The organism is Maledivibacter sp. (assembly GCA_025210375.1).
In the GTDB taxonomy this organism is placed as follows: domain Bacteria; phylum Bacillota; class Clostridia; order Peptostreptococcales; family Caminicellaceae; genus JAOASB01.
The window spans coordinates 21,982-48,557 of sequence record JAOASB010000037.1; the positions used below are offsets into that span (position 1 = coordinate 21,982).

Below are 26,576 nucleotides of genomic sequence, written 5' to 3' on the forward strand. Positions count from 1 at the left end.
AAAAAGGTTTAATATACTTTCATATATTAAACCCGGTTTTTGGAATCACTAAAAAGCTTCTTAAAAAAAGACCCCCTTTTATTTTCAAGTTTTTTTAATTTTTCTCTTAAATTTGCAGTTTCATAGGATTTTTCCTTTAGTTTCATTTTAAGCCTAGCATTTTCAGATATTAACGTATCCTTATCTTCATTTTTATAACCTGCATCAAAATCATTCAATGTAGATTTTAATTCCTTTACCAAAGTGCTACTAAGACTTTTGAAGCTACCATCTAATTTTTCTTCCAGAAGATTTTTAATTTCCGATAAATTATTGGTGAAATCCATGTCTACAGTATTAATAGCCACAACTTCATTTTCTACCTTATCATTGCTGCTATAACTAGCAGCTGCTACTTCATTCATATTTATAATTTCTTCTGGGGAACTAAGAATTGTCTTAATTTGTTTATTTGATAGTCCCCTTTCCTTCAATGTCTTAATATATAAAAATTTTTCTATTTCAACATATGTATAGTATCTATGTCCCGATCTATTTCTGGGTACTTCTATTTCAAACTCCTTTTCATAAAATCTAAGAACATGATTAGCAAAACCGATAAGCTCACTCGCCTCAGATATACTGTACCTCTTTTTATTATCAATCATATCTTCACCCCTATTTATCACATAGTTTAATTTATGTATTCTTTTAAAATTCTTTAATTCCTCTTAAGATAATCAATTTTTTAAAAGCAATTTCATTTATATTCTGAGTGTTTTTAACAAAATTTTCTTTGCATTTTTAATATACGACAGCATTCAATAAAGGGTTTTCATAGTATAAGTTAAAGTCTATACTAAAATCCCTATAAAGGGTTTAGGATAAATTAAGATTTTGATCCCAAGCTCTATATTTTTAAGCCTAAAATAAAAGCTATTTGCACCGACATCTGCAAATAGCTTTTATTATTATATAATACAAAATATTATATTTTAGAAACATTTATGTGTTTAATTTTAATCTCTAGCCTTTACCATAAAAAAATGTTTTGATAGCCTTAAAATTATATCTATTAGGAAGTATTATCTGTTCAGTACTTCCAACAAATAACACTCCATTATTTTTCAAAGCATCGTTAAATCCTTTATATATTTTTTCTTTAGCTTCTTCAGTAAAATATATTAAAACATTTCTACATATTATCAAATCGCAATTATTTGGATATGAGTCCTTAAGCAAATCATGGTTATTAAACTTTACACACTTCTTAATTTCTTCACTGATTTTATATGAGTTCCCAGTTTTAATAAAATATTTTTTCTTAAATCTTTCCGGTGTATTTTCGATACTTTTTGAAGAATATAAACCTAGATTGGCCTTGCTTATTGCTTCCTTGTCAATATCAGTGGCCATGATTTCAATATCTTTTAAATCAAAAAAATCACTAAGGGTCATTACAAGAGAATATGGTTCCTCACCTGTTGAGCATGCAGCACTCCATATTTTAAGTTTTCTCTTTCCATTGTTTTTTAATAGATCAGGAATTACTTGACTATTTAAAACCTTCCATTGTTCAGGATTCCTAAAAAACTCAGATACATTGATAGTTAAATAATTTATGAACTCATTACATATAACCTTATCTTTGTTTAGTGCATTAAAATAATCATCATAGCTGTTAAAGTTATTTCTTTTTACTAAGGATTCGATTCGTCTTTTCATTTGTCTTTCTTTATAGCATGATAAATTAATTCCTGTTTTTCTAAATACTTGTTCCTTAAATTTTTCATATCCTATCATGTTCAGCCCTCACTTTGATTATAATATATTAATTGAGGAAATTGCATACCTTTGGCTTAGCTAAGTTGTATAATATACGGCGTATTTTTGAAGATTCTAAAATTATATATAGGGTTCTCATAGTATAACTTAACTTATACATGGACAAATATGCGATGGTTCTGGGCATTTTGGACTTGTATAAGTTAAAGTCTATACTAAAATCCCTATAGTAGATGTTTTTTATGAAAGGTAATTATACAATTTGCTCAATTATGTAATTATAAATAATTCTAACACATTTCCCGAATAAAACTCAATAAAATTCATTTCTTTCATTTTAATTGAATTTAGTCTTTATGAAATATAAACAAAAAAAAACCGTGATAAACACGGTAAACGAGAAATATAAGGGGGTCTTCATAATATTTTGTGAGGGTATTAATATTATATCCAACCAAATAGAAATTATCCTATTTTTATATAGTTTTTTATCTGAATGAATCGCATAATTACTTTCTATAAAAAATTCCCAGATAAATACTCCTAATATGGACATTTGTCTGGGAATCATATTATAATCTATTATGAATTATTTCGTAGGTTACTTAGTAGCTCATTATATTAGTCTTCTTTAGATTTTAAAATATCTCCAATAGTTGACTTTTCTTCCTCGGTATTTTCTACTATATACTCTTCTACATCATCTGTAGCTTGTGCCTCTTTAATAGATAGACTTAATTTTCTATCTTGTACTTTAATATCTAATATTTTAACTTTTACAGCTTCTCCTTCTTGCAATACTTCTGAAGATTTAGCTATTCTGCTTTCAGAAATTTGAGAAATATGCACTAATCCTTCTACACCAGCTTCTATTTCCACAAAGGCTCCAAAATCTACTAATTTTACAACTTTACCCTCAACTATATCACCTAATTGGTACTTTTCTTCTATATTGCTCCAAGGATTTTTTATAGCTTGCTTTAGGCTTAATGATATTCTGCCACTATCTCTATCAATGTCCTTTACATATACTTCTACTATATCACCGATTTTTAATACTTCAGTAGGGTGTTTTATTCTTCCCCAAGACATCTCAGATATATGAATAAGTCCATCTACTCCTCCAAGATCTACAAAGGCTCCAAAATTTGTTATTCTCTTAACTTCACCCTTCATAACTATATCTTTTTCTATGCTGCTCCAAAATTCTTTTCTTTTTGCTTCTAATATTTTCTCAAGTACTATTCTATGGGAAAAAACAGCTTTATTTTTGCTTTTATCAAATTCAATAACCTTTACTTGCAACTCTTTACCTGAGTATTCATTTAGGTTTTCAACATATTGATTTGAAAGTTGAGAAGCTGGTATAAATCCACGTATTTCATTAAAATAAGCAATCATACCACCCTTTACAGCTTCACCTGTTTTTACGGTTACAGTCTTCTTATCCCCATATACATCATTTAAAACGTCCCAATCCTTAATTGCGTCGACTCTTTTCTTAGATAGTACAACATTGCCTTCGCCATCATCAGACTTTATAACATATACATCTATTTCGTCCCCTTCTTTTAAAATATCTCTAGGGTCAATATCAGTATTATTGGAAAATTCATTTAAAGGAATTATTCCATCGGATTTGTATCCAATGTTTACTACAACTTCTTCTTTCTGAACCTGTACAACCTTACCCTTTATAATGTTACCTCGTCTTGGAACAGTAAATAATTTCTCCTCTTGTTCCAATAATTCATTAAAAGTATTGTTATTATTTTCCATAGTTTATTCGCCACCCTTACCTTCTATTTTTTTTATAACATCATTTATAATCCACTCTGGTGTCGATGCACCAGCTGTTATACCAACTTTTTCACACCCTTGAAGGCTCTGAAAGTCCAATTCATCTGCTGTCTCTATGTGAACAGACTTATCACAATAGCTTTTGCTTATTTCAAATAGTTTTTGAGTATTTGAACTATGATACCCCCCAATAACTATCATCATATCTACCTTTTTAGCAATATCTGCACAGGATTCTTGTCTATGCTTTGTAGCTAAACAAATTGTATTGAATTCCCGTAGTTCCTCAGTTTTTTTATATAGTACATTTACTATAGAATTCCACTTTTCCAAGGTAATAGTAGTTTGTGCTACAACACACATTTTTTCATTATACTCTACATTGTCTATTTGATTACTATCTTCAACGATAGTAGCACTATTGTTACACCATCCATTTATACCAATCACCTCTGGATGGTCTGGATTACCTATTATTATGATTTTATAACCTTTATCATAATATTCTTTGACAATTTCCTGTACCCTTCTTACAAATGGACAGGTTGCATCAATAATTTCAATATTTCCTATTTGGGCTTTATCATATATATCCAAAGGGATACCATGGGATCTAATTATCAAAGTAGACTCCTTAGCATGATCAATATCGTCAACGGATTCAACCCCTGATTCCCTAAGCTTGTCTATCACTTGCTTATTATGAATTAATGGTCCATAGGTATAAATATTTTTTTCTTTCTTTTTAACAGCTTCAAATGTTTTATTGAGGGCTCTTTTAACTCCAAAACAAAACCCTGAGTTTTGAGCAACATATATTTTCATGTGTCAAAACCTCCTAAATGCTTTCTGATATATAGTCTAGTATAATATTAATAACTTCATCAATATTTTTCCCTGTTGTATCTACCAAAATTGCATCTTCAGCCTTTTTTAATGGATCTAAGGTTCTTTCACTATCCATTCTATCTCTATTTGCTATTTCTTCAGCAATGTTCTCATAACTATAATCATAGCCTTTATCCTTTAATTCTTTATATCTTCTTCGGGCTCTTTCATCTATTGAAGCTGTCAAGAAAAATTTATATTTTGCATTGGGTAAAACCCTAGTTCCAATATCCCTACCATCCATTATAACATTATTTTTCTGTGCAATCTCTCCCTGGAGTTTTACCAATGTTTTCCTTACCAACGGTAGTGCCGCTACCCTGGATACATTCTCATTTATTATGGGCTCACGAATTTCTTTATTTACATTAATATTATCCAGTAGTATATTTCCATTGATAAATTGTATCTTTGTTATACTTAAAATCCCTTCAATCATTTTCTCATTATCAAAGGAAATATTTTCATTAAGTAATTTTAAGGTTATGGCCCTATACATAGCACCAGTATCAATATATAATAAATCCTTAATTTGTGCAATTTTTTTTGCAATAGTACTTTTACCGGCTCCAGCAGGCCCATCTATTGCAATACTGATTATATTCACTAAGTGTTCCTCCTTCTTGAAAGATTTTGGGGTACACCTCAATAATAAACCACCAGAGGGCTGGTGGTTACAAGCTGCCTAACAACCCGAATTTCTTCGTTGTTGCTTCACCCAAGAACCCTTACGTATGTCTGTATACGCTACGGCCTCTCGGTTTCAGCACGCCTCGAACTTCGAATTGTTAGGCAACCTGCCATCTTGTTGACTTTGTCAACAATCTGAAACCACCAGAGGGCTGGTGGTTGAGTTTAAATGGAATTTGGTTATAAAATAAGCATACTTTTATATTAACTATTACATAACCAACTCTACAGTTTATTTCCTAATACTCAAAAGATATTCATAAGTTCCTAAAGCCCATATAGATTTACAAATATATCTCAATTTATACATATAGAAACATCCAATGTTTTTAGAAGTTCTGCTATGTATAAGTTAAAATTTGACTGCAATCTCTATACAATTAATCCATAAGAAAATTATAACTTAATATGTAAACTATAACAAGTATAGATACATTATTTTTACTATATTTTAAATATTTCAGTTCATTTTTACAAGCTATAATCATGTTTTTTCAAAAATTACCATTTTATACTTTCACTTACCCATTTACCCTGGGGTATTTATTTGTTATCATTTGTCCTTTGAGGAACTATTTCAATCACTTTAAAACTCAATCCATCATTATTGTATAATTTATTTAAAAAAGGTTCTATTCCTTTATTAAAATTTTTCAAATACCATTGGGTCGATATAAGTATAATAAATAAAATCACCGCCAACTTTCTCAAAATCCCATCGATTTTCTCATGTAACTCCACACTATCCTTTTTCATTTACCATCACCCACATATTCATATTTATTATAAATGACATGTATCATTCAGATTAATTACTACAGGCCCATATTCTCTAAATTCTAACTTGTTTAATGAAGCATTGCTCAAGGTGATATTATAGAAATATTTTAAATCAAGGCCTAATATTCCTAATATAATAGTTTTTATGGCAACACCATGGGATATTATTATTATTGAACCATCATCATATTTATCTATGATTGTTCTTACAGCTTTCAGACATCTAGCCTGTACTGTTTTTAAATCTTCACCCTTGGGTATTGCCGCGTTATATGGCTCATTTCTCCATGTGAGATATTCGTTATAATAGGATTGCCTTATCTCCTCGTGTGTAAGCCCCTCCCATTCACCGAAGGACATCTCCCTTAAATCCCTATGAACCTCTATGTCAACCTTTAATTCCTCTGCAATTATTTTAGCCGTTACATAACATCTATCAAGGTCACTGGTAAAAATTTTTAAATAGTTTTCATCGATTTTCTTGAGTTTGTTGGCCACTAGCTTGCTTTGCAATACTCCTAAATCACTAAGTTCAATATTCCTACAACCCTGTGTTTTCGATTCACAATTCCATTTAGTTTGTCCATGCCTTATCAAATAAAGCTTTAACATACATGATCCCCATTTTTTATAACAGACTTTGTTTTTTATATTGTATCCAAAACTTTAGTATATTAGTACAAAATTAGCAAGGTGGCTTGATTTAGTTACAAGTTTTATATTGCAAGTTACAAGTCTTCATGTCCTTATCTTATGGCTTAAGACCATTAAAATAAGAGCCCTTGGGCTCTTATCTCTTCTTCTTATTTTTTGCTTTAAGCAGTCTTCCGGTATTTATATTGTTCTCTTTATGCTTATTTACTTTTTTATCATTTTCTTTTTCAATAGCTTCAGTAGCTTTCTTATCTATGACTTCGCTTTTTTTATTTTCAAACTGTTTATTTTTATTTGGAGCTTTCTGACTTCTAGAAGGTGTATTATTCCTTTTTGTTTTTAATTTATTTACACCATCATAAACTTTTCCCTGTGCAAGCTCCAAGGATTTAAATCTAATATTGAGCCTTCTTAATGCTATATCCATGACAAATAGTATTAAGGAAATTATAATTAGTATATCAGATATATCCTTATATCCATATACATTTTTTTGATTCTCCGTAAATACGTCCTTCGCCTTGTTTATAAATGTTCCATTTGATTTTCTTATAAGCTCGGTTAATTTATTTGAAGAAGCCCTTATATCATATTCCTGGGAATAATTAATTGTGAAGGCTTCACTTGTGGACTTTACAAGCTTTTCCTTATCATATTGCTCAGCCCTAATGACATAGGTTCCTTTTTCAAGGGCCTCAAATTCTCCCATGTAATCGGAAATACTCGTAGCTTTCAAATCAATTTCATACTTCTCAAGACTAGGTGTTATAATAGTTGCTTTAGTATCATAGATTTTATTTGAGTCTTTTAAATCATTAACATTGATTTTTGCAATATTTCCTTCCGTTAAAGCCTCTACAAACAAATCTTCACTGCCACCTTTATAAAAGGTGTATTGGATCATTCTTTTAAAAAATTCAATTCCTTCCTCAGTACCTAAATAATCAGAGGTCCATTTTCCATTGGAATCTGAAGTCCATGCAACACTTTTACCAAGTCCATACTGCCACTGTGCAAGGATTGGTTCATCCCTATCACTATAAAGTACTATATCCCCCCTATCCTTTGGGGAAGTACTGATATATCCATTTAAAGCAATTGATTTATCCATGATAGGACTCACTATTTCATTTGCTGAGGCTAGCTTAGGAATAAATACCCTGTTATTGATATAGGTTTTAGATGCTAAGAAGGTTTCCTTTGTAAATATCTCGGGTATAGTAGAAAATTCATCTACGAAATAATATCTGCCCTTACCCCTATCTGCTACTGTTTCCAATAGACCTGTATCTGCCCCTTCCCCAACAGCTACGGTTGAAATAGTTATACCTGCCTTTTTCATCCTATCTAGAACTTCATCATAGCCATATCTTTCCGCTTGTCCATCAGTTAAAAGTATAACATGCTTTAGTTTTGTATCTACATCCTTTAGAGAATTATATGCTTCATTTAGTGCGGGTATAATACTTGTACCACCTCCCGCTCTAATTGTTGATATCTCTCCCTTAACCACATCTTCGTCTTGATCAGGAGAGGGCTTTACTACCCACTGGGGAGTACCATCAAAGGTAATCACACCTATCTGATCCTTTGGTTTTAAAGAATTTACTGCTTTTATTGCCGCTTCCTTGGCAATCTCTATTTTACTGGTTCCAAGCTCTCCGCCTTCCATACTACCGGATTTATCTATTACCAGTACAAGCCCTAGGTTTGGTACTTCACCCTTTATTTTCATTTCCATATCCACGGGAAGCATTTCTTCTAGCTTTGTTTTATAATAACCTCCAAGGGCATAACTGTTTTCTCCACCGGTTACAACTAGTCCACCACCATAATCTCTAACATATACCTGTAAGGATTCTAGAAATTTTTTATCTAAATTATGAAGTGAAACATCACACATAACTATACTTTTATACTTCAATAAATTTGATAAGTCATTTGGAACCTCACCTGCATCAACGTAATCTACGCCTATAGAAGAGGCCCTTAGTATCTTGTCAAATTCTCTACCGCCTTTGCTTTCATCATCAATCAACAAAACATAGGGTTTACCCTTTATATCTGTAAAAGCAGAATATGAATTGTTTTGAGTAAAAGTATCCCTTTCAGGGGTTATAACTGCTTTATAGGACTTAAATCCACTTTTAAAGGCTTTGTCTCTAAAAACAAATCTATTTTCTCCTTTTTCAAGCTTAACATTCTTTTCCCCCACTATATTATTTTCTGAGAACAAAGTAATTTTACTCTTTGTAGCAGTAGTACTATATATCTCTAAAACCACATCAAAGGATTGATTTTCATATAATATCTTTGGTATTTCTATATTCTTTAGCTGAACCTCATCCTTTATGGGATTCTCGGTCTTATATACCTTTAGCTGTATATCATTTATATTTATTAAGTTTCCTTCATTTAAGCTATCCCCTATATTTTCTTTACCATCTGTAAGAAGTACTATTCTTTTCTTTGAGCCATCGGGTATTAATACCCTTGACAGCTTTAAAGCATTTTCTATATTTGTAAACCCTTTATCAATCTTTGTTTCAAACTTAATATTCTCTATTTCTTCCGTTATAGGAAGCTCTACCTCACTTTTTTCACCAAAGGCAACTACTCCAACTCTATCATTATCCTTGGCAAACTTCATTGCTTCAGATATAAATGCTACAAATTCCTCTTTGTTTTGTGAAGCACTTTGAGATAAATCTACAGTAAATATGGTTGTGGTAGTATCTACATCGGTTTTTATATTAATTCCACTTAAAGCGAGTATTATAAATAAAATAACAATAAGCCTAACAGCTAATACTGATTTTTTTCTTGAATTAGACCTTGCCCTAAACCTACTGAAATAGATAATAAATAGAAATAGTAGTGGGATAAGTAATAAATAAAAAGGATTTTGAAAGCTAATACCCACGATTATACACCACCCATTCTACCGCTAAAATTAATAATGCCAGTATTAAGAAAATATTTTTTATATCCATCATGGCATTTTCACTAATATTTTCTTTAATATCAACTTCATCAGCACCTTCAACAGCCTGACTAATATCCGATTCTTTAATGGTATTTACATTGGAAGCAAAATAATTAAAATAAGTTTGATTCTGAACTTTTTGCTCTATGGTATATACCCCTATCCCATTGGTATCCGTATAGGCTGGCACCGGGAATGGAGGGCCTATCCTCATTTTGTTTTTATCAGGAGCCTTTATATAGACCTCACTGGCCTTTGGATATACATCAATTTCTATCCCTTCTCCACTAAGTACACTTGTGTTCTTTTGTGTATTTAAGTTAAGAGTATAATCTAATATATTTTGTACAAATATAGGAAAACTATATTTAAGGGGTAAATCCGTATCGTGAATATCAAATCCCAGCACTACAAGTTTTTGAGTATCCTTTACCCCCTTAAATGCTATGGATTCATCATTTGAATAAATAAAGGTCTTAGCCCAATTCGGAGGAGATAGAGTCTTTACTTTACTCATGGATATATCAAAATCCACATACTTAAGTAGTTCATCTTCAGAAATAGAAAGACTTCCTTGTTTTATCATTTCATTTACTTTAATAACACCCTCTAGGTTTGTTGGATCTAGTATAAATATATTACCATCGGTTGGTAGCTTATCGGGTAATCTCCCATCATATATATAAAGATCATAGCCTTTAACATCTGGCAATACCTCGTTGGTTTTATAAAGCTCTATATTTTCATTTAATGCTATTGCCTTTTCTAAAAATATATTACCACCAGTAATCATAAGAACTTTTCTTATTTTACTGCTATTTACTATGCTATATCGTATGTTATCTCCCATTAAAGCATCCTGAGTATCTATTTCTGCCTTTATTATGTTTGTATTTGGTATTTTATCAATATATATTTTTTTACTTTCCTTTGCTTTAAGTTCAATCTCTTGTACATCATAGATTTGGTTCCCTGTATAGATTACTAAATCTGTTTTCACATCACTATTGCCATAATTTTTGATTTGAACCAATGCTCCTATAAAATCTTTATTCTTTTTACAGGACAGATTCTCTATGGCTATGTTATCATGGGGTGAACCTATTATCTTAAGAACTAGTTTATCAATATCAGCATCTATACTCTTATCCGTATAAAAAACAATTCTATAACTTTCCTTGCTCTTGGTCATGGCTTTCAAAAGGGATAGAGTATCTTCTATGTTATCAGTCTCATTACTTATACTTACCTGCTTTAGCTTATCTATCAAAAATGATTTATCCTTTGAATTACCGGCAACTATCTCAGGACTTCTACCCATCGTTATAAAAGTAACTGAAGTTCCTGATTTTAAATTTTTAAGCATATCTTCAATGTCTTTTTTTGATTTGTCGAACCTACTGCTATTCCCCTCTACAGTAGACATACTTAGGGATTTATCTAATACAACTATTAGATCATCAACCTTTAATGTATCTGAAAAAAAGTATGGCTTAGTTAAAAAAAATACTAGCATGCTAAAGGCCAGAAGCTGTAATAGCAATAATATATTTTTTCTTAAACGCTGCCACGGCGCATTCGCTTCTATATCGGCCACCGCTCTTTGCCATAGATATATACTAGAAATCTCTATATCTTGGTGCTTCTTTTTTAATAGATACATAATTATTATTGGTACAGTCCCAAGTAAGAACAAAAAATTAATTGGGGAAAAAAAACTCATTTCTATCACCTCAGAATACTAGACCTTATTAGTTTTTCGAATATAATCTGCTCAGTAGAAAATTCATTTGATATTAATGAATAAACCGCCCCATACTTTTTAGTTGTTTCTTTAATATTTTGAATAAAGGACTGTAATGTCTTTTCATAGGAATTTAATATTGATCCACTAATTGATATATCATTATCCATTAAAGTCTCACTATCTATAAGATTTAAGTCTCCTATAAAATCTGGTTTTAATTCTTTTTTATCCAATAAATGAATCACAATTATTTTTTGGTTCATATATGTTAAATACTTGAAAGCCTCTTGAAATTCATCAGAAAACAAATCGGATATTATTATTGATATTCCAGGCTTATAAAGTCTTCTATTTATGAGTGTAAAAATATCCGTACTACTTTTAAACTCTAGATTATCTAGTATACCTATTATCTTACTCAAAGAATTTTTCCCATTTAAATATCCCGATTCCTTAAGATTTTTTTCTTCTTGATAATATAAATTTATTCTGTCTAAATTGTTAAGACTAACATAGGATAAAGCCATAGCAAGATTTTGGGCCAATAAAGACTTTTGAGGCTGTCCAAAATCCATGGATTTTGAAGCATCTAAAAAAATATTAACTAATATTTCTCTTTCCTCCATAAATTCTTTAATATAAAGCTTTTCAAATCTTCCATATGCATTCCAATCTATCTTTCTAAAATCATCACCATTGATATACTCTCTAAAATCGGAAAACTCACTGGAAGACCCCTTGGCTTTTGACTTTCTTCCCCCGCTATAACCCTTATTTATAGACAGATTATAATTTAGCTTTAATCTGCTCAGTTTATTTAAAAAGCTTTGATCTAGCAAAAAATCACCCCGTAATAGTTCTAAGTTCTAAGTTACATGTTTCAAGACTTCTGTCCTTCTTTTAGGTCTTTGATACTTGGAACCTGCAACTTGGAACCAAATTGCCTTTAATCAATTTTATCTATTATCCGTTCTATCACAAAATCACTGTTCACATCGTCACTCATGGCTTCAAAGTTTAGTATTATTCTATGTCTAAGTGCTGGATAGGCCACATATTTTATATCATCAAATGAAACATTAAATCTACCTTCTATTAATGCCTTTATCCTAGCAGCCTTTACTATTGCCTGGGCACCCCTTGGACTTGAACCAAATCTAACGTATTTCTTAGTTGTGTCCGGACTTTCTTCGTTTTCAGGATGTGTATATAATACCAGCTTCATAGCATATTCCATAACAGCTTCAGATACAGGTATTTCCTTTGACATATTTATCATGTCTAAAAGCTTATTCCTATCACTGATTTTTTTAAGCTCTATGTCTTCGCTATTTGTAGTAAGATTTACTATTTGACTTAAATCCTTTAAATTAGGAAACTCCACATTAAGCTTAAATAAAAATCTATCCATTTGCGCCTCAGGAAGGGGATATGTTCCTTCCATTTCTATGGGATTTTGGGTTGCTAAAACAAAGAAAGGCTTATCTAATTTTCTAGTATCATTACCTGCTGTAACTATCTTTTCCTGCATACATTGCAGCATTGCACTTTGGGTCTTTGGAGTCGCTCTATTTATCTCATCTGCTAAAAGAATATTTGTAAATACAGGACCTTTTTGAAATTCAAATTTATTTCTACCATTATCATCGTGAACTATGATATTGGTCCCCAAAATATCTGCTGGCATGAGATCAGGAGTGAATTGTATCCTTGAAAAGTCAAGGTTTAAAACCTGTCCAATAGTCTTAACAAGCTGGGTTTTTCCTAGACCTGGCACTCCTTCAAGGAGTACATTTCCTTCACAAAGCATAGCAATCAGCACCTTCTCAATAAGCTCCTCCTGACCAATGATTGCTCTTTTTATCTCATTCTTGATAGCATCAAAGCCATCCTTAAAATCTCTATAATCCTTCTCGTCAAATCCCATAACTACCGTCCTTTCTTCCATATCTTTTCTTTATCTACCAAAAGGAATACCCTAAACCTTAGAGCTTTCAACTTTGAACTATAAAGGCACCTTTATTCATCCAGCTTAATAAAATATTTTTTTACAATTTCCTTCATATTAGGTGGAATCTCTTCCTGCTCAAGTCTTTGATATTCGCTCTTTTTATAGTTTTTATACACTTCACCAAAGGGAATCGCTTCTCCCATATCTTCACCAAACTTTTTAACCTCAGTTGTATCCTTTTGCCCTGATTTATTCATACCACCATTTACTTGACTCTTTTCACCCTCTACACCAAGTCTTTTAGGAGCAAAGATGCTTTCATGGTCAACGGCTTCTTTATTACTGCTCCCTTGTGAATTTCCACCACCGCCTGAAGGGCTTCCTCCTCCGGCATCACTTCCCGGTGAACTTCCATTCCCGGCACCATTTGCTCCAGTGCCTTGGCCTCCACCTTTTCCGTCACTTCCCGGTGACTGTCCACCAGCCTGTCAGCCACCGCCCTGTGAGGAGTGTTCACCCGTAGGGCATGTATTATTATCGCCACTATTTCCTGCATTGTTATTGTCACCATCTTGATCCTCAGATGCTTTATCATTATTATTTCCCGACATTTGATCTAAGGTTTTATTCAATTGATTTATACTACCCATAGCTTCATTTAACTGACTAGATAGCTGAGAATTATTAAGCATTTGATTTATATTGTTATTCAAATCTTGAAGACTCTGATTAACCTCATCACTATTTTTAGTTCCTTGTTTCATGGACTGCAATGTGGCGTCTCTAATTTCTTTAAATGCCTTAGCAAGCTCAGGATTATTCTTTAAAAGCTCACTAAGCTCCTTTAATTCCTGGGCTATCTTTTCAAGCTGCTCTTTATCTAAGCTTTTAAGTTTGTTGGCCATCTTCTCTATTTCCTTGGCCACTTCGTGGGAGTTTCTATTTTTTATTTTTTTAGCTAATTCCTTGGTAAATTCCTTTGATTCAAGGTTCTTAGCTATTTGATTAATCTTGTTTTGTTTCTTAGCCTCATCTATTTTATTTATTTTCTTTTTTAACTTTACAATTTCTTTTTGAGCATCCTTTAGATTTTTAGATTTTTGAATATCATTCTTAATCTTATCAAGACTCTCTTCTATTTCTTTCTTTTCTTGTAGGCTTAATGATTCATCCTTCTTTATGTTTTCCTTTACCTTTTCTATCTCTGCCCTTTCATCCTGCAATTTCTCTAATGTTTTTTCCCTTTCCTTTGCCAGTACGTAGGGTTTGGTAGGAATTAAACTTACTGTAATAGTAGCCGCCACAAGTATAAATATAAACACAAGCACTTTCACAGAAGGCTTTAAGGATATTTTTGATTTCAAATCTTCCTTTGCCAGAAATCTCAGGGTATCCTCCTTCTGAATCCTTGAAACTAAGCTGTCCTCATCCTTCAATTCCAATGAAGTAGAGGTCCTTTCCTTAAGACCAAAGGAATCCACTAATATAGCGGTTTCCATAAAGGAGGGTCTTTTATATAAAGACCAAAGGATTCCCAGAACTACGGACAATATCAATACCTGTAGTACTTTATTCCATATAAAGGTTATGGAAATAAACCTGGAAGCTATCATAATAGCAAAGGAAGCTCCTCCCCCTAGCATCAGTGAAATAGTAACAAAATGTATTATTCTCTTGAAAAAGTATTTAAGCTTTAAGGGCTTTAAATATCTAATTATTTTGTTATCCAGCATTTATCTTTTCATCCTTCTTTTTTCTTATCTTTCTATTTTTTTTATTTTTCTTGTCTTCTCCCTTATTCCCAAATTTCTTCATTGGATTAATCTTTAAAGAAGTCATATATAATAGTATAGAAGAAAATACAAAACTAAAGCTCATATTATAATACAAAGGACTTAGCAAGTGAACATTTGTTTTTCTTCCCAGCAATATTTCTTTAATGGGTCCTTCACCAAATTGGTTTTCCAATATGGAACCTATTCCAACCATTGGATTCATATAAACTACTGCATTATAGATTACTTTTACGGTATCACTTATATTTTTTATATCCATTCTACCTACAAATTCTCTAACTATAATTAAACAAAATCCTGTTCCAAACATAAGCATCAGAACGAAAAAATATGTGAATACAGTAGATGAAGTAGTTTTTCTAAAAAATGCCGATGAAAATATCCCTATACTTCCAAATAGCAAGGCTGTTACTAGATAATATGCAAAAAGCAAAAGTACACTTCCCGGTGTAATAACTCCGAATAAGAAGAATATGCTAAATATAGGAATAGTTACAATAAGCAAAAGTACCATCAAAGATAATGCCGCGGAAAGTTTCCCTAAAACTATTGAAAGACTCGATAGTCTTGTACAAAGTAGCAAATCAAAGGTCCTTCTTTCCTTCTCTCCACATATACTACTCGCAGTAGTAGCTGGTATTATAAAGGCTATAAGAATCAATTGAAATATGGTAATTGCGGCATACAATGCCTTTAATTCTTCTACCCTTATTCCCCTATAATATCTATATCCAAAAACCATCTGGGATGCTATCAGTCCTAAAAAACCACATATAAGAAATAAATACAGGGATATGGTCACAGGCATCCTCCACGATCTTGTTCTAACCTTTAGTTCCTTCTTTAATACAGGATTCATCTTCATCATTCTCCATCCCCCCTAGTAACCTCCATAAATATATCCTCTAAGTTATTTTCAAGAGGTCTAAATGATATTAAAGGAATATTTTCGTTAAGTATTCTCTTCATCAAATCCGATAATTCTAGGGCTTCTCCATTAAATTCTATTTCTATATCCCTTTCGTCTTCAACAACTGATTTTACTAAAGGATCTTCCTTTAAAAGCTTTATACATTTATCTTTATCTTTTAAAACCACGATTTTTATTACTTGAGTTCCTCTAGTCCTATGCATTATTTCCTCTACAGGTCCATTTACTACTATTTTACCACCTTCGATAATTCCAATATTTGTACAAAGCTCAGCAAGTTCCGGTAGAATATGGGAGCTGATTATTATTGTTTTACCCATTCTCTTAAGTTCTCTAAGTATTTCCTTCATCTGAATCCTTGCCCTTGGGTCCATACCAGAAGCAGGCTCATCTAGTATAAGTAGCTTTGGATTATGAACGAGGCATCTGGCAAGGCACAGCCTTTGCTTCATACCCCTAGATAATGAATCTACATAAGCATCCTTTTTATGGGTCAAATCCACAAGCTCTAATAAATCCTTTATGATACCAGTCTTTTCATCACCATAAATACCAGCTATATCACTATAAAAATCCATGTACTCGCTTACCTTTAGCTTATCATAGACACCGAAAAAGTCGGGCATATATCCAATCTCATTTCTTACCTTTTTAAGATTTTTATAGCTAAGCTCTGTTCCATCTAGATATATTTTCCCAGAAGTAGGTTTTAGTAGTGTAGCTATCATTTTAAAGGTTGTAGTTTTACCGGCTCCATTAGGCCCAACAAATCCAAAGATTTCGCCTTCCTTTATTTCAAGGGATATGTCATCTACTGCCTTAAACTTTCCATATAATTTAGTTAAATTTTCAATCCTAAGCATTATTTTATAACCCCCTCTACTGTAAAGGTAGGTATAGGGACATCAATATCTTCTGTTGGATCAATCTTTATCAATGTACCCTTTTCCTTTGTATAATATTTGTCCATGTTTGAAGCATCTATGACCATGTTCCTTTTATCCCCTTCTACCCATTCATTTTCAATATAATCAAATACATATAGTTTACACTTAGTTTGATTATATCCCAGATCTAGGTTGATTCCCATTGAATTAAGTTCTATATTATCTTCTGGCTTAAACTTTAAAACTACATAACCATCTCCATACAAAAGTTCTCCATTTCCTTCTAAATTCATATTGTGATTATCCACTATATCTGGATACAATATACCAGCAGGTATGTTAACCCTCTGTCCTTTTTCATATTTTATATTTAACGGTATCAATAATAGATTTCTATTGATATTTTTAGCTTCTTTCCCATTTATTTTTATAGAACTTCCTATATCATCCTTATTCCATGCTAAAATAAAGAATTTATTTTTATTCATTAATGTCCGACTTGAATCCATTAAGCCTTCTAATATATCTCTCTTTACATTATTATTAAGTATATCCTCAGCTTCATTAGCTGCATTTTTAGACCTGCTACCTCTATATCCATAAATACTGTCTATAATAGCATACCAATCCTTAACAGTATTTTTTTTATTAATATAAACTTCAAATTTTTTAGATTCCTCGCCTTCTTTAAAGTCTCCAAGTCTTTTATATCTACTTCCATAAAATATAATCATATCTTGGAGGTTTAAATCGGGAATATTATTTACTGTACCAACTAATTTCCCATCTTTAATCACTATGTCGGAAACTATTTTATCATTAAATTCTATTTCATTATTTATAGTTATAGTTTCAACATCTAAGATTCCAGCTTTCTTGAAAATAACATGATTTTCTTTGTCAAAGATGTATTCTGTAACTACTTCCTTATCACCAAACCTTTGTAATACATCATAATCCCTTCTCCCATCTAATAAAGCCTCACTATTTTTATCCAGTGTAATGTGCCAATCTCCATTCTTAAAGCCCATAAGTCCTGCCCTTGTACTTATCATAGCTGTTTTTGATTCATCATCTATTTTTATTATTGAAACATTATTTGATATGGGTTGCCTTAATCTGGTCTTGAATCCTAGAATATAAATTGAAGTAGAAAATATCACTACTATAATTGGGATAGTAACCCATAATAATTCCCTTTTGTCTATTCGTTTAAGAACAAAGTAATTTATTGGCCCAACCAACAGTATGAATAATATCAATATGATTAATATTGTCTTCATTGAAGGAAGTAAATTGTAGGGCAAATAGTTAACTATATTATTAAACCAATGGGATCTTGATGTAGGATGGCTTCGTTCATAATTAGCTATATCGCTATTTAAATATTTATTGATTACCTTCCCGATAAATTTATCTTTCCCATCCCAATTTACAAAGGGGGAAAGTCCCATATCAAATCCAGCAATTACAATATGTCCCTTCCCTAATTTTCTGTGATAAAGCTTTAAGTCATTGTTTCCTTCAATAAAGATTTCTTCTCCATCCCTTAATGAAGCATCAACTAGCTTTAAAGGTTCATCACCGTCAAAATCGTCTATACTTATTTCCTTCGTTCCTTTAACTTCTATAAAATTAATATCTTCCATTCCCTTAAGAGTCTTTTGATAATTTGGTCCAGTTCCTATTAATAGTAAACCACCAGCTTCAACCCATTCTTTTACAGCCTGTCTTTGTTTCTCATTTAATTTTTCTGAATCATAATTGTTAATAACCATAGTTTGAAATATTTTTAATGTCCTATGGTTTTCAGGTAAAGTATCATCCAACCCAGCTATTTCAAAAAAGTTATCTCTACTTCCGTTAGAAATACTTGTACTTTGTATTTTTGATAAGTATCTTAGGCTATCAACATTTTCACTGAATACGCCCATAAACATTCCATCAGGTCTATTCATTTTAAGATATTTAGCCATTTTCTTAAATACAACATTACCATCTTTATCTACTATTCTTACATGTAGCAAATCATTACTATAAAATACAGCATCCAAGTTTATGATTTTTGTTGAATCCTTGGCAATATTAATTTTTTTACTATATGCATTATAATAAACTTTTTTATTATGCCTCTTATTTACAAGAAGCTCTATTTTACCTTCTATATCTTTAAAATTATTTTTTACTTCAATTCTAACTGGCGTAGGCTCCTCGGGCTTAACATACCCATCAAATCCTACATCAATGTCAAATTCAAATTTTTCTTGTCCATAGCTTGTACTTAGTAGTCCCAGGGAAAACAACATTACTAAGCAAATAAGAGTTATATTTCTTATTTTGTGATTCATTCCTTTGCCCCCTCAAAATTTATTATCCATTGCTCTGATTTAACTGTTCTATTGTATATAGGGATTTTAGGGTAAATCTTAATTTATACATATCAAAATATCCGATGCTTATAGGGATTTTTGATATGTATAAATTAAAGTTTTGACTTAAATCTCCATAATATATAGGGTTTTCATAGTATAACTTAACTTATACATAGACAAATATGCGATGCTTCTGGGCATTTTGGACTTGTATAAGTTAAAGGCTTTACTAAAATCCCTATAAATCTCACAACATAGTTATTTTACATTTATCCATATGTTTTATCAAGCCAAAAAAACACAAACACAGGGCTTAGTATGTTGCTTAGAAGTCCATAAGCGATTCATAGACTTATTCTTAAATTTTTCTTACAACACCCTAAACCCGTTTAATTTATATAATAAAAAAGCAAAAGCTAGTACATTTGACATGCGAAAAGCTTTTGCTTATTATACGAACAATTTTAAATTATTTACTTAGATATATATCATATCTTTCCCAAGTATTCTCAAGCTTTCTTAATGTATTTGCTAATTTATCCTTTTCCTTCATGCTTAAAGCAATAATTAATGCGTTCATTAAACTAACTGGGGCAACTAATGAGTCAACAAAGGATGTCATTGTACTCTTTGTAGTTAAAATAATATCAGCGAATTCTGATATAGGCGCAACATGACTATCAGTAATTCCAATAATTGTAGCACCTCTATTTTTTACAAACTCTGCAGCTTCAAGAGTTTTTTTTGAGTATCTTGGATATGATACCCCAATCAAAATATCATTTTCATCTATATTAATTAATTGATCAAACACATCATTTATTCCAGATGGTACAACATGAACATTGTCTAAAACCATGTTTAAATAGAATGCAAAATATTGAACAATTGCAATTGAGCTTCTAAAGCCTAATATATATACCTGATTAGCCCTTAAAATCTTATCAACTGCATTTTTGAAGGATACTGTGTCTAATTCATCAATGGTTTTCATAATGTTATCTACATCGGCCTGCATGACTTTTCTAATGAATTCATCATCATTATAATCATTAGAAAGCTCTAGCCTTTGCACCGTAGTTAGCTTAGTTTTAATCAACTCTTGAAGTTCTTTTTGCAAGTTGGGATATCCTTTGTAATTGAGGGCATTAGCAAATCTAACAACTGTAGATTCACTAACTCCAACTTTTTCTCCAAGCTTTGAAGCAGTCATAAAAGCAACTTTATCATAATTATTCATGATATAGTCAGCTATTAGCCTCTGCCCTTTGCTCAGTTTATTATATTTTTCTTTTACTCTATTAAGTAAGTCTCTTTTTAGATCATCCATAAGCGGCCCCTCTTCTTAATGAATGTTAAGGCACATTCAAAAAATAAACTAGTCATCTTACTCATCCTTTTAATTCCTTTCGTCGCTACTTCATCGTTTACATAAAGTGAATATGCCTACGATAAAATACCTAGAAAATAATCAAAATCACTTCGCAATCTGACTTGTTTATTTTTTTCATGTTCACAAACCTATTTTACTAGATTGTAACCTTCCTGTAAAGCTCTTTTATTCAGCTCTTCTGTACCCTTAGGTACTCTGCTAAGTACTGCTTTCTCAAGGCTTTCCTTGGACACGATATCAGAAAGCTGCTGTATTGCACCTATTGCAACAATATTAGCAACCATTGATTTCCCTATAACTTCCTTTGCAGTATTTAATATAGGTATAGATACTATTCTCTTGGCCTTCAAGTCTGCTGGAACCTCAAGTAATGAATCAACTACTAATATTCCGTCTTCTTTCAAAGTATCAGCATATTTATCTAATGCCACTTGTGTAAGGGAGAGCATAAGATCCGCCTTAGCAACCTTTGGAAAATCGATTTCTTCTTTACTGATAATAACCTCTGCTTTACTAGCTCCACCTCTAGCCTCAGGCCCGTATGATTGTGATTGAACGGCATTATTTCCCTGAGAAATTGCTGCTTCAGCTAAAATAATACCAGCTAATATAAGCCCTTGACCTCCGGAACCAGTTAATCTAATCTCAGTCTGCTTAGCCATTATTATCTCTCCTTTTGATATCTTTCTATTATCTTCATATATTCATCTGTATATTCGGATTCTGTAGTGTTTTTAAATTCTCCGATTAAAAACTTACCTTGAACTTTTTCTTCTGGTAGCTTAGCTGCAACCTTAACATCTACAGCATTATCCTTTAACCAGTGCATCATATCAACAACTGAACCCTTTTTATTTTTTCTACCATAATAAGTAGGACAAATACTAATTCCTTCGATTAGTGAAAATCCTTTATTCTTTATACCATTTTCAACAAGCTTAGTTAATTGTTTTGCATGATATGCAGTTCCTCTAGCCGTATAAGTGGCTCCAGCTGCTGCCGCTAACTGTGGAATATCAAATGGCTTATCAATATTTCCATATGGAGCAGTTGTACCAAATTCATTAGTCGGTGTAGTAGGTGAGTATTGTCCACCTGTCATACCATATATATTATTGTTAAATACAATTGTAGTTATATTTATATTTCTTCTAGCTGCATGGATTAAGTGGTTCCCGCCAATAGCTGCACAGTCCCCATCTCCAGTTATTACTATTACTTCTAATTCTGGTCTTGCAAGCTTGACACCAGTTGCAAAGGCTAATGCTCTACCATGAGTAGTATGTAGAGTATTAAAGTCCATGTACCCAGGAGCCCTTGATGAACATCCTATACCAGATACTATACATACTTTGTCTTTATCTAAACCTAAATTGTGAATAGCTTGAGCTACAGATCTCATTAGTATTCCATGACCACAGCCTGGACACCATATATGAGGTAATTTATCTTCTCTAAAGTAATCTTTTATTAATTGGCTAGTCACTTATAAAACCTCCTTTGCTTTGCTTACAATTTCAGCTGGAGTAATTACTTCCCCGTTTGCTTTTCCTATATGGCTTATTTCACATTTACCCCTTACTACTCTTTCTACTTCTAAAACAATTTGACCAAGATTCATTTCAGCTACAAGTATAGATTTTACCTTTTCAGATAATCTACTAACTTCTTCCTCTGGGAATGGCCAAATAGTGATTGGTCTAAACATTCCTGCTTTAATTCCTTGTTCCCTTAACTCTTTAACAGCACTTTTTGCTGATCTTGCTGTACTACCATAAGAAAGGATAGCGATTTCAGCATCTTCTAGCATATATTCTTCATATTCAATAATATCGTCTAAGTTTTTATTGATTTTATTCATTAATCTATTTAAAACCTTTTCAGCGTTATCGGAACTATTGCTTGGGAATCCAGTTTCATCATGCATAAGTCCAGTAACATGGAATCTATGTCCGTCTCCGAATGCAGCCATAGGTGGAACTAACTCATCACCAGTAACTCCATATGGTAGATAGTTGTCATCATCAGAAGGCTTAACTCTATCAATTATCTCAATCTCACTTGGGTCTGGAATCTCAATTTTTTCTCTCATGTGCCCAACAACTTCATCTGTCAGTATAATTACAGGTGTTCTATATTTTTCAGCTAGGTTAAATGCCTTAACTGTAACATCAAAAGTTTCTTTAACTGATGATGGACTAAGTGCTATTATTGGATGATCCCCATGGGTACCCCATTTAGCCTGCATAACATCACCTTGAGCGGGAGCAGTAGGTAATCCAGTACTTGGGCCACCTCTTTGAACATTAACTACTACAAGGGGAATTTCAGCTATAGTTGCATAGCCTAAGTTTTCCTGTTTAAGAGAATAACCTGGGCCACTAGTTGCAGTCATAGATTTAAGTCCTGCTAAAGAACCCCCAATAGCTGCGGCAATCCCTGCTATCTCATCTTCCATCTGAATAAACTTTCCACCAACAACAGGTAGTTTTTCAGCAGATATCTCAGCAATTTCCGTAGAAGGAGTTATTGGATAACCACCATAAAATCTCATTCCAGCTGCTAAAGCTCCTTCAACACAAGCCTCGTTCCCTTGCATTAATTTCACTTTCTTATTGTTCATCATCATTACCTCCTAAGAAAATAGCGTAATCTGGACATCGTAGTTCACATAATCCGCATTTAATACATTTTTCTATATCAGCAATTTTTACCTTTCCATTCTCAATAGTTAACACATTTTTAGGACAGAATTCAACACAAATTCTACATCCTTTACAAAACTCTTTCTTCACTATTAATTTGGTATTATTTTGACTCAAGGCTATTACCTCCTCTGATAGTTTGACAAATCATTACTAACATCATAATACCAGTTTATAAAGAATTTTGCAATAAATATTTCATTTTTTATGATATTTTTATATTTCTGCAATATATATTGCAAATCGTATAATAATATCACAGTATAAATGATTTTTTTTATTATTGTATGCATTTATTCTGTATACAAAAGGCAGGAAAAATACAAGAAATTTCTAAGTTGTAAGCTCAAAGTTTTAGGTTCTTAGTAATTGGTGTAGTACCAGCGAAGCTGGCATGGTGGAAGGAAAACTCAAATTTATAATTTAAGAATCGAGTTTATGATTTAGAAATCAATGGTATCCTTTCATCCATATTTAGATTAAAGGAGCAATATGAATTAATGTGAACGTAAAAGAATGGTGTAAGTGCCCTATAGTCTTCAGAAAGCATCACTTTTCACCATTCTTTTTAACTTAGTATTTTTTGACCCATCAGTGTGGGTTAAGGAGAAAAGAAGAAAATTAAGGGTATTAGCATATTTTAATACATCTTATGTTAAGGTTCAATGCCTAAAAAATTACCTAAAAAGGAAGTGGTAGAAGATTTCAATACATCCTATGTTAAGGTTCAATAGAATATGCATGGAGAATATCAAACAAACTAACAAAATTTCAATACATCCTATGTTAAGGTTCAATTGATAAACATAGTTTAGAGGGATATGGATATCTGATATTTCAATACATCCTATGTTAAGGTTCAATAATGTGGAAATTTAATATTAAAGGAGGATCTTTAATTTCAATACATCCTATGTTAAGGTTCAATTGAATATTGATTCTCAATCTTTATGAATATAATGGACATTTCAATACATCCTATGTTAAGGTTCAATCATATATCTTTATTTTAAAATCAGAGTAATCATTATTTCAATACATCCTATGTTAAGGTTCAATGAAATCGAATATATAAAAGATGCTTTTTTAGATGCATTTCAATACATCCTATGTTAAGGTTCAATAGGAAGATGGGGTTCTTTCAATAAGAAGATTAGGATTTCAATACATCCTATGTTAAGGTTCAATAGAAACTTTTATAGACGCTAGAGATTCTGCAACCACATTTCAATACATCCTATGTTAAGGTTCAATAGTAAGTCAGTACCAGTTAAACTGCTTATATTTGAATTTCAATACATCCTATGTTAAGGTTCAATAGGAGCATTCGTCAATCTATTAGAAGCTACATTAGAATTTCAATACATCCTATGTTAAGGTTCAATCTTTTCACCTTCTAACCACTCATCAACTAACTTTATTTCAATACATCCTATGTTAAGGTTCAATAAGGGGAGATGAAGTTGAAGCAAGTATTGATAAAATTTCAATACATCCTATGTTAAGGTTCAATTACACCTCCTATACTTTAATAAATCTGCTATATCCATTTCAATACATCCTATGTTAAGGTTCAATAGTGGTGTGATGGGTTAGTGTATTACATTTTTTCCATTTCAATACATCCTATGTTAAGGTTCAATTATCCTTCTAGTAGCCTTAAGAAATTTCATTTAAGATTTCAATACATCCTATGTTAAGGTTCAATCAGAGAAAATGATAATCTTACATTTGGCTTAGCTATATTTCAATACATCCTATGTTAAGGTTCAATTTCAGAAGGAGCATGAAAAGGAACTAGAAGAAAAACATTTCAATACATCCTATGTTAAGGTTCAATAAATGAAAATTTCTCCTAAAAATTTCTAAATAACTCTATTTCAATACATCCTATGTTAAGGTTCAATAATTAGAAATCAAATCAACTTTTGGAGACGAGAAGTATTTCAATACATCCTATGTTAAGGTTCAATGCTAGTAAAATGACCATATCTAATTATAAGTATACCGTACAAGCCCAGTTTTTTCAACATTTCATAAAAATTTTCCCAGCTAATTTTGAGTTTCTAGTTTTACGCATCTGAATTCAAGCTAATCTTTGAAAATACTAGCTTTTATATTATTGTGGTATCTATACTCCCTGGGAAAATCAGATGATTACTTCTTTCAAAGTATTTACAAATAAGAGTTTATCATTTCTCAATTTATAAATTCAAAAAAGGACAGCTCTTTTTATAAGATTTGTCCTTTTTTGTTTTGGGTAGGCTATTTTTTATTTCCCCACAGCCCCCTCAATATTCCATTCTTCAATTGTTTTTATAAGATCATATTTTGTTAAGTCATAATGAATAGGTGTTATAGATATATATTTATCCTTTATACATTTTATATCAGAATTTTCCCCTTGTGCCTCTTCTACTATTTCACCACCAAGCCAATAATAGGACTTTCCTCTAGGATCAACCCTCTCAACAAAGGAATTCTTGTATCTCCTCACTCCCAGTGAAGTGACCTTCGCCCCCAGAATATCCTCCTTTTTATACTGTGGAATATTGATATTTAATAGAGTATCCCTTGGAAGCCTATCTTTTTGCAGTTTTTCAACCATATTATAAGCAAAATTTGCTCCTATATCATAATCAATATTTTTTGTATAAGCCATAGATACAGCCATAGACTGAATCCCATGTATAGCACCCTCAATTGCTGCTGATACAGTCCCAGAGTATAATACATCTGTTCCTAGATTTGGTCCATCATTTATACCTGAAATAACAAAATCCGGCTTTTTATCAAGTATGGCTTCTAAACCTAATTTTATACAATCAGAAGGCGTACCATCAACAGACCATGCATCTAAGTCGGTATCAAAAAATTTTATTTTTTGTGCCCTTAAAGGATGGTGCATTGTTATGGCATGACCTGTGGCACTTCTTTGTCTATCGGGGGCTACAACAAAAACCTCGTGATCATTACTTAAGGTTTTTGCCAATTTATATATACCCTCTGCAAATATTCCATCATCGTTTGTTACAAGTATTTTCATTATAAGACACATCCTTTCAGTTAAGCCAAAGCGACCGAAGTTGCTTTGGCTAGTTGCTAGTTCCATGTTCCAAGTTCTAAGATTTCCCGGTGATTCTTCTAGGTTCTTGAAAAAATATTATAATAGAAACAATTATTTATTAAATATCCTTATAGACATTTAAGTTTAGACAAATACTACAGAATA

23 protein-coding genes and 1 CRISPR repeat array are annotated in these 26,576 nt (G+C 31.9%); all 23 genes read right to left on the reverse strand.

The features are described 5' to 3' along the window. Positions 1 to 26: 26 nt before the first annotated feature. The 23 genes from N4A68_12885 to surE all read right to left on the reverse strand — a co-directional run bounded on the left by N4A68_12885 (position 27) and on the right by surE (position 26,390). Positions 27 to 647 (reverse strand): MerR family transcriptional regulator, encoded by a 621-nt coding sequence (locus tag N4A68_12885; GenBank protein ID MCT4565192.1) that lies wholly within the window; start codon positions 645 to 647, stop codon positions 27 to 29. Between the two features lie 358 nt (positions 648 to 1,005). Next, positions 1,006 to 1,782, reverse strand: a complete 777-nt coding sequence (locus N4A68_12890; protein MCT4565193.1) for a protein-glutamate O-methyltransferase CheR — start codon at positions 1,780 to 1,782, stop codon at positions 1,006 to 1,008. A 603-nt stretch (positions 1,783 to 2,385) separates the two neighbouring features. Next, entirely contained in the window at positions 2,386 to 3,543 is a 1,158-nt protein-coding gene (gene rpsA, locus N4A68_12895) for a 30S ribosomal protein S1 (GenBank protein MCT4565194.1), read from the reverse strand. Positions 3,544 to 3,546: 3 nt separating this feature from the next. Continuing rightward, the gene (locus N4A68_12900; protein ID MCT4565195.1) at positions 3,547 to 4,389 is read right to left on the reverse strand and encodes a 4-hydroxy-3-methylbut-2-enyl diphosphate reductase; all 843 of its coding nucleotides are present in this window, start codon (positions 4,387 to 4,389) and stop codon (positions 3,547 to 3,549) included. Positions 4,390 to 4,402: 13 nt separating this feature from the next. Next, a complete protein-coding gene (cmk, locus tag N4A68_12905; protein MCT4565196.1) occupies positions 4,403 to 5,059 on the reverse strand; it encodes a (d)CMP kinase in 657 nt (218 codons plus the stop codon). 626 nt (positions 5,060 to 5,685) lie between these two features. Further along, a complete protein-coding gene (locus N4A68_12910; GenBank protein ID MCT4565197.1) occupies positions 5,686 to 5,898 on the reverse strand; it encodes a YpfB family protein in 213 nt (70 codons plus the stop codon). A gap of 27 nt (positions 5,899 to 5,925) precedes the next feature. Further along, positions 5,926 to 6,534, reverse strand: coding sequence for a histidine phosphatase family protein (locus N4A68_12915; GenBank protein MCT4565198.1), 609 nt, complete (start codon positions 6,532 to 6,534; stop codon positions 5,926 to 5,928). 178 nt (positions 6,535 to 6,712) lie between these two features. Next, positions 6,713 to 9,499 (reverse strand): VWA domain-containing protein, encoded by a 2,787-nt coding sequence (locus N4A68_12920; protein ID MCT4565199.1) that lies wholly within the window; start codon positions 9,497 to 9,499, stop codon positions 6,713 to 6,715. Further along, positions 9,489 to 11,285 (reverse strand): BatA and WFA domain-containing protein, encoded by a 1,797-nt coding sequence (locus tag N4A68_12925; GenBank protein MCT4565200.1) that lies wholly within the window; start codon positions 11,283 to 11,285, stop codon positions 9,489 to 9,491. The genes N4A68_12920 and N4A68_12925 overlap by 11 nt, the downstream gene beginning before the upstream one ends. Positions 11,286 to 11,290: 5 nt before the next feature. Further along, positions 11,291 to 12,148, reverse strand: coding sequence for a DUF58 domain-containing protein (locus N4A68_12930; GenBank protein ID MCT4565201.1), 858 nt, complete (start codon positions 12,146 to 12,148; stop codon positions 11,291 to 11,293). Positions 12,149 to 12,255: 107 nt separating this feature from the next. Then, positions 12,256 to 13,236: a MoxR family ATPase gene (locus N4A68_12935; GenBank protein MCT4565202.1), complete on the reverse strand. Its 981-nt coding sequence runs from the start codon at positions 13,234 to 13,236 to the stop codon at positions 12,256 to 12,258. Between the two features lie 92 nt (positions 13,237 to 13,328). Next, on the reverse strand, positions 13,329 to 13,517 hold the full coding sequence (locus N4A68_12940; protein MCT4565203.1) for a hypothetical protein: 189 nt from the start codon (positions 13,515 to 13,517) through the stop codon (positions 13,329 to 13,331). Between the two features lie 29 nt (positions 13,518 to 13,546). Next, positions 13,547 to 13,816 carry a hypothetical protein gene (locus N4A68_12945; protein ID MCT4565204.1) on the reverse strand — a complete coding sequence of 90 codons (270 nt, stop codon included), beginning with the start codon at positions 13,814 to 13,816 and terminating at the stop codon, positions 13,547 to 13,549. Next, on the reverse strand, positions 13,749 to 14,993 hold the full coding sequence (locus tag N4A68_12950; GenBank protein ID MCT4565205.1) for a hypothetical protein: 1,245 nt from the start codon (positions 14,991 to 14,993) through the stop codon (positions 13,749 to 13,751). The genes N4A68_12945 and N4A68_12950 overlap by 68 nt, the downstream gene beginning before the upstream one ends. Further along, on the reverse strand, positions 14,983 to 15,924 hold the full coding sequence (locus tag N4A68_12955) for an ABC transporter permease subunit (GenBank protein ID MCT4565206.1): 942 nt from the start codon (positions 15,922 to 15,924) through the stop codon (positions 14,983 to 14,985). Before N4A68_12955 ends, N4A68_12950 begins: the two co-directional genes overlap by 11 nt. Beyond that, positions 15,921 to 16,850, reverse strand: coding sequence for an ABC transporter ATP-binding protein (locus tag N4A68_12960; protein ID MCT4565207.1), 930 nt, complete (start codon positions 16,848 to 16,850; stop codon positions 15,921 to 15,923). Before N4A68_12960 ends, N4A68_12955 begins: the two co-directional genes overlap by 4 nt. After that, a complete protein-coding gene (locus N4A68_12965; protein MCT4565208.1) occupies positions 16,850 to 19,222 on the reverse strand; it encodes a hypothetical protein in 2,373 nt (790 codons plus the stop codon). The genes N4A68_12960 and N4A68_12965 overlap by 1 nt, the downstream gene beginning before the upstream one ends. A 493-nt stretch (positions 19,223 to 19,715) precedes the next feature. Next, complete coding sequence (locus N4A68_12970; GenBank protein ID MCT4565209.1) at positions 19,716 to 20,576, reverse strand: MurR/RpiR family transcriptional regulator; 861 nt, start codon at positions 20,574 to 20,576, stop codon at positions 19,716 to 19,718. A 191-nt stretch (positions 20,577 to 20,767) separates the two neighbouring features. Further along, positions 20,768 to 21,301, reverse strand: a complete 534-nt coding sequence (locus N4A68_12975) for a 2-oxoacid:acceptor oxidoreductase family protein (GenBank protein ID MCT4565210.1) — start codon at positions 21,299 to 21,301, stop codon at positions 20,768 to 20,770. A gap of 2 nt (positions 21,302 to 21,303) precedes the next feature. Next, entirely contained in the window at positions 21,304 to 22,125 is an 822-nt protein-coding gene (locus N4A68_12980) for a 2-oxoacid:ferredoxin oxidoreductase subunit beta (protein MCT4565211.1), read from the reverse strand. Beyond that, on the reverse strand, positions 22,126 to 23,262 hold the full coding sequence (locus N4A68_12985; protein ID MCT4565212.1) for a 2-oxoacid:acceptor oxidoreductase subunit alpha: 1,137 nt from the start codon (positions 23,260 to 23,262) through the stop codon (positions 22,126 to 22,128). After that, complete coding sequence (locus tag N4A68_12990; GenBank protein ID MCT4565213.1) at positions 23,252 to 23,461, reverse strand: 4Fe-4S binding protein; 210 nt, start codon at positions 23,459 to 23,461, stop codon at positions 23,252 to 23,254. Before N4A68_12990 ends, N4A68_12985 begins: the two co-directional genes overlap by 11 nt. A gap of 520 nt (positions 23,462 to 23,981) precedes the next feature. Next, a CRISPR array of direct repeats spans positions 23,982 to 25,317; the repeat unit is 30 nt; unit sequence ATTTCAATACATCCTATGTTAAGGTTCAAT. A 299-nt stretch (positions 25,318 to 25,616) separates the two neighbouring features. Then, positions 25,617 to 26,390: a 5'/3'-nucleotidase SurE gene (gene surE, locus N4A68_12995; protein ID MCT4565214.1), complete on the reverse strand. Its 774-nt coding sequence runs from the start codon at positions 26,388 to 26,390 to the stop codon at positions 25,617 to 25,619. Between the last annotated feature and the right edge of the window lie 186 nt (positions 26,391 to 26,576).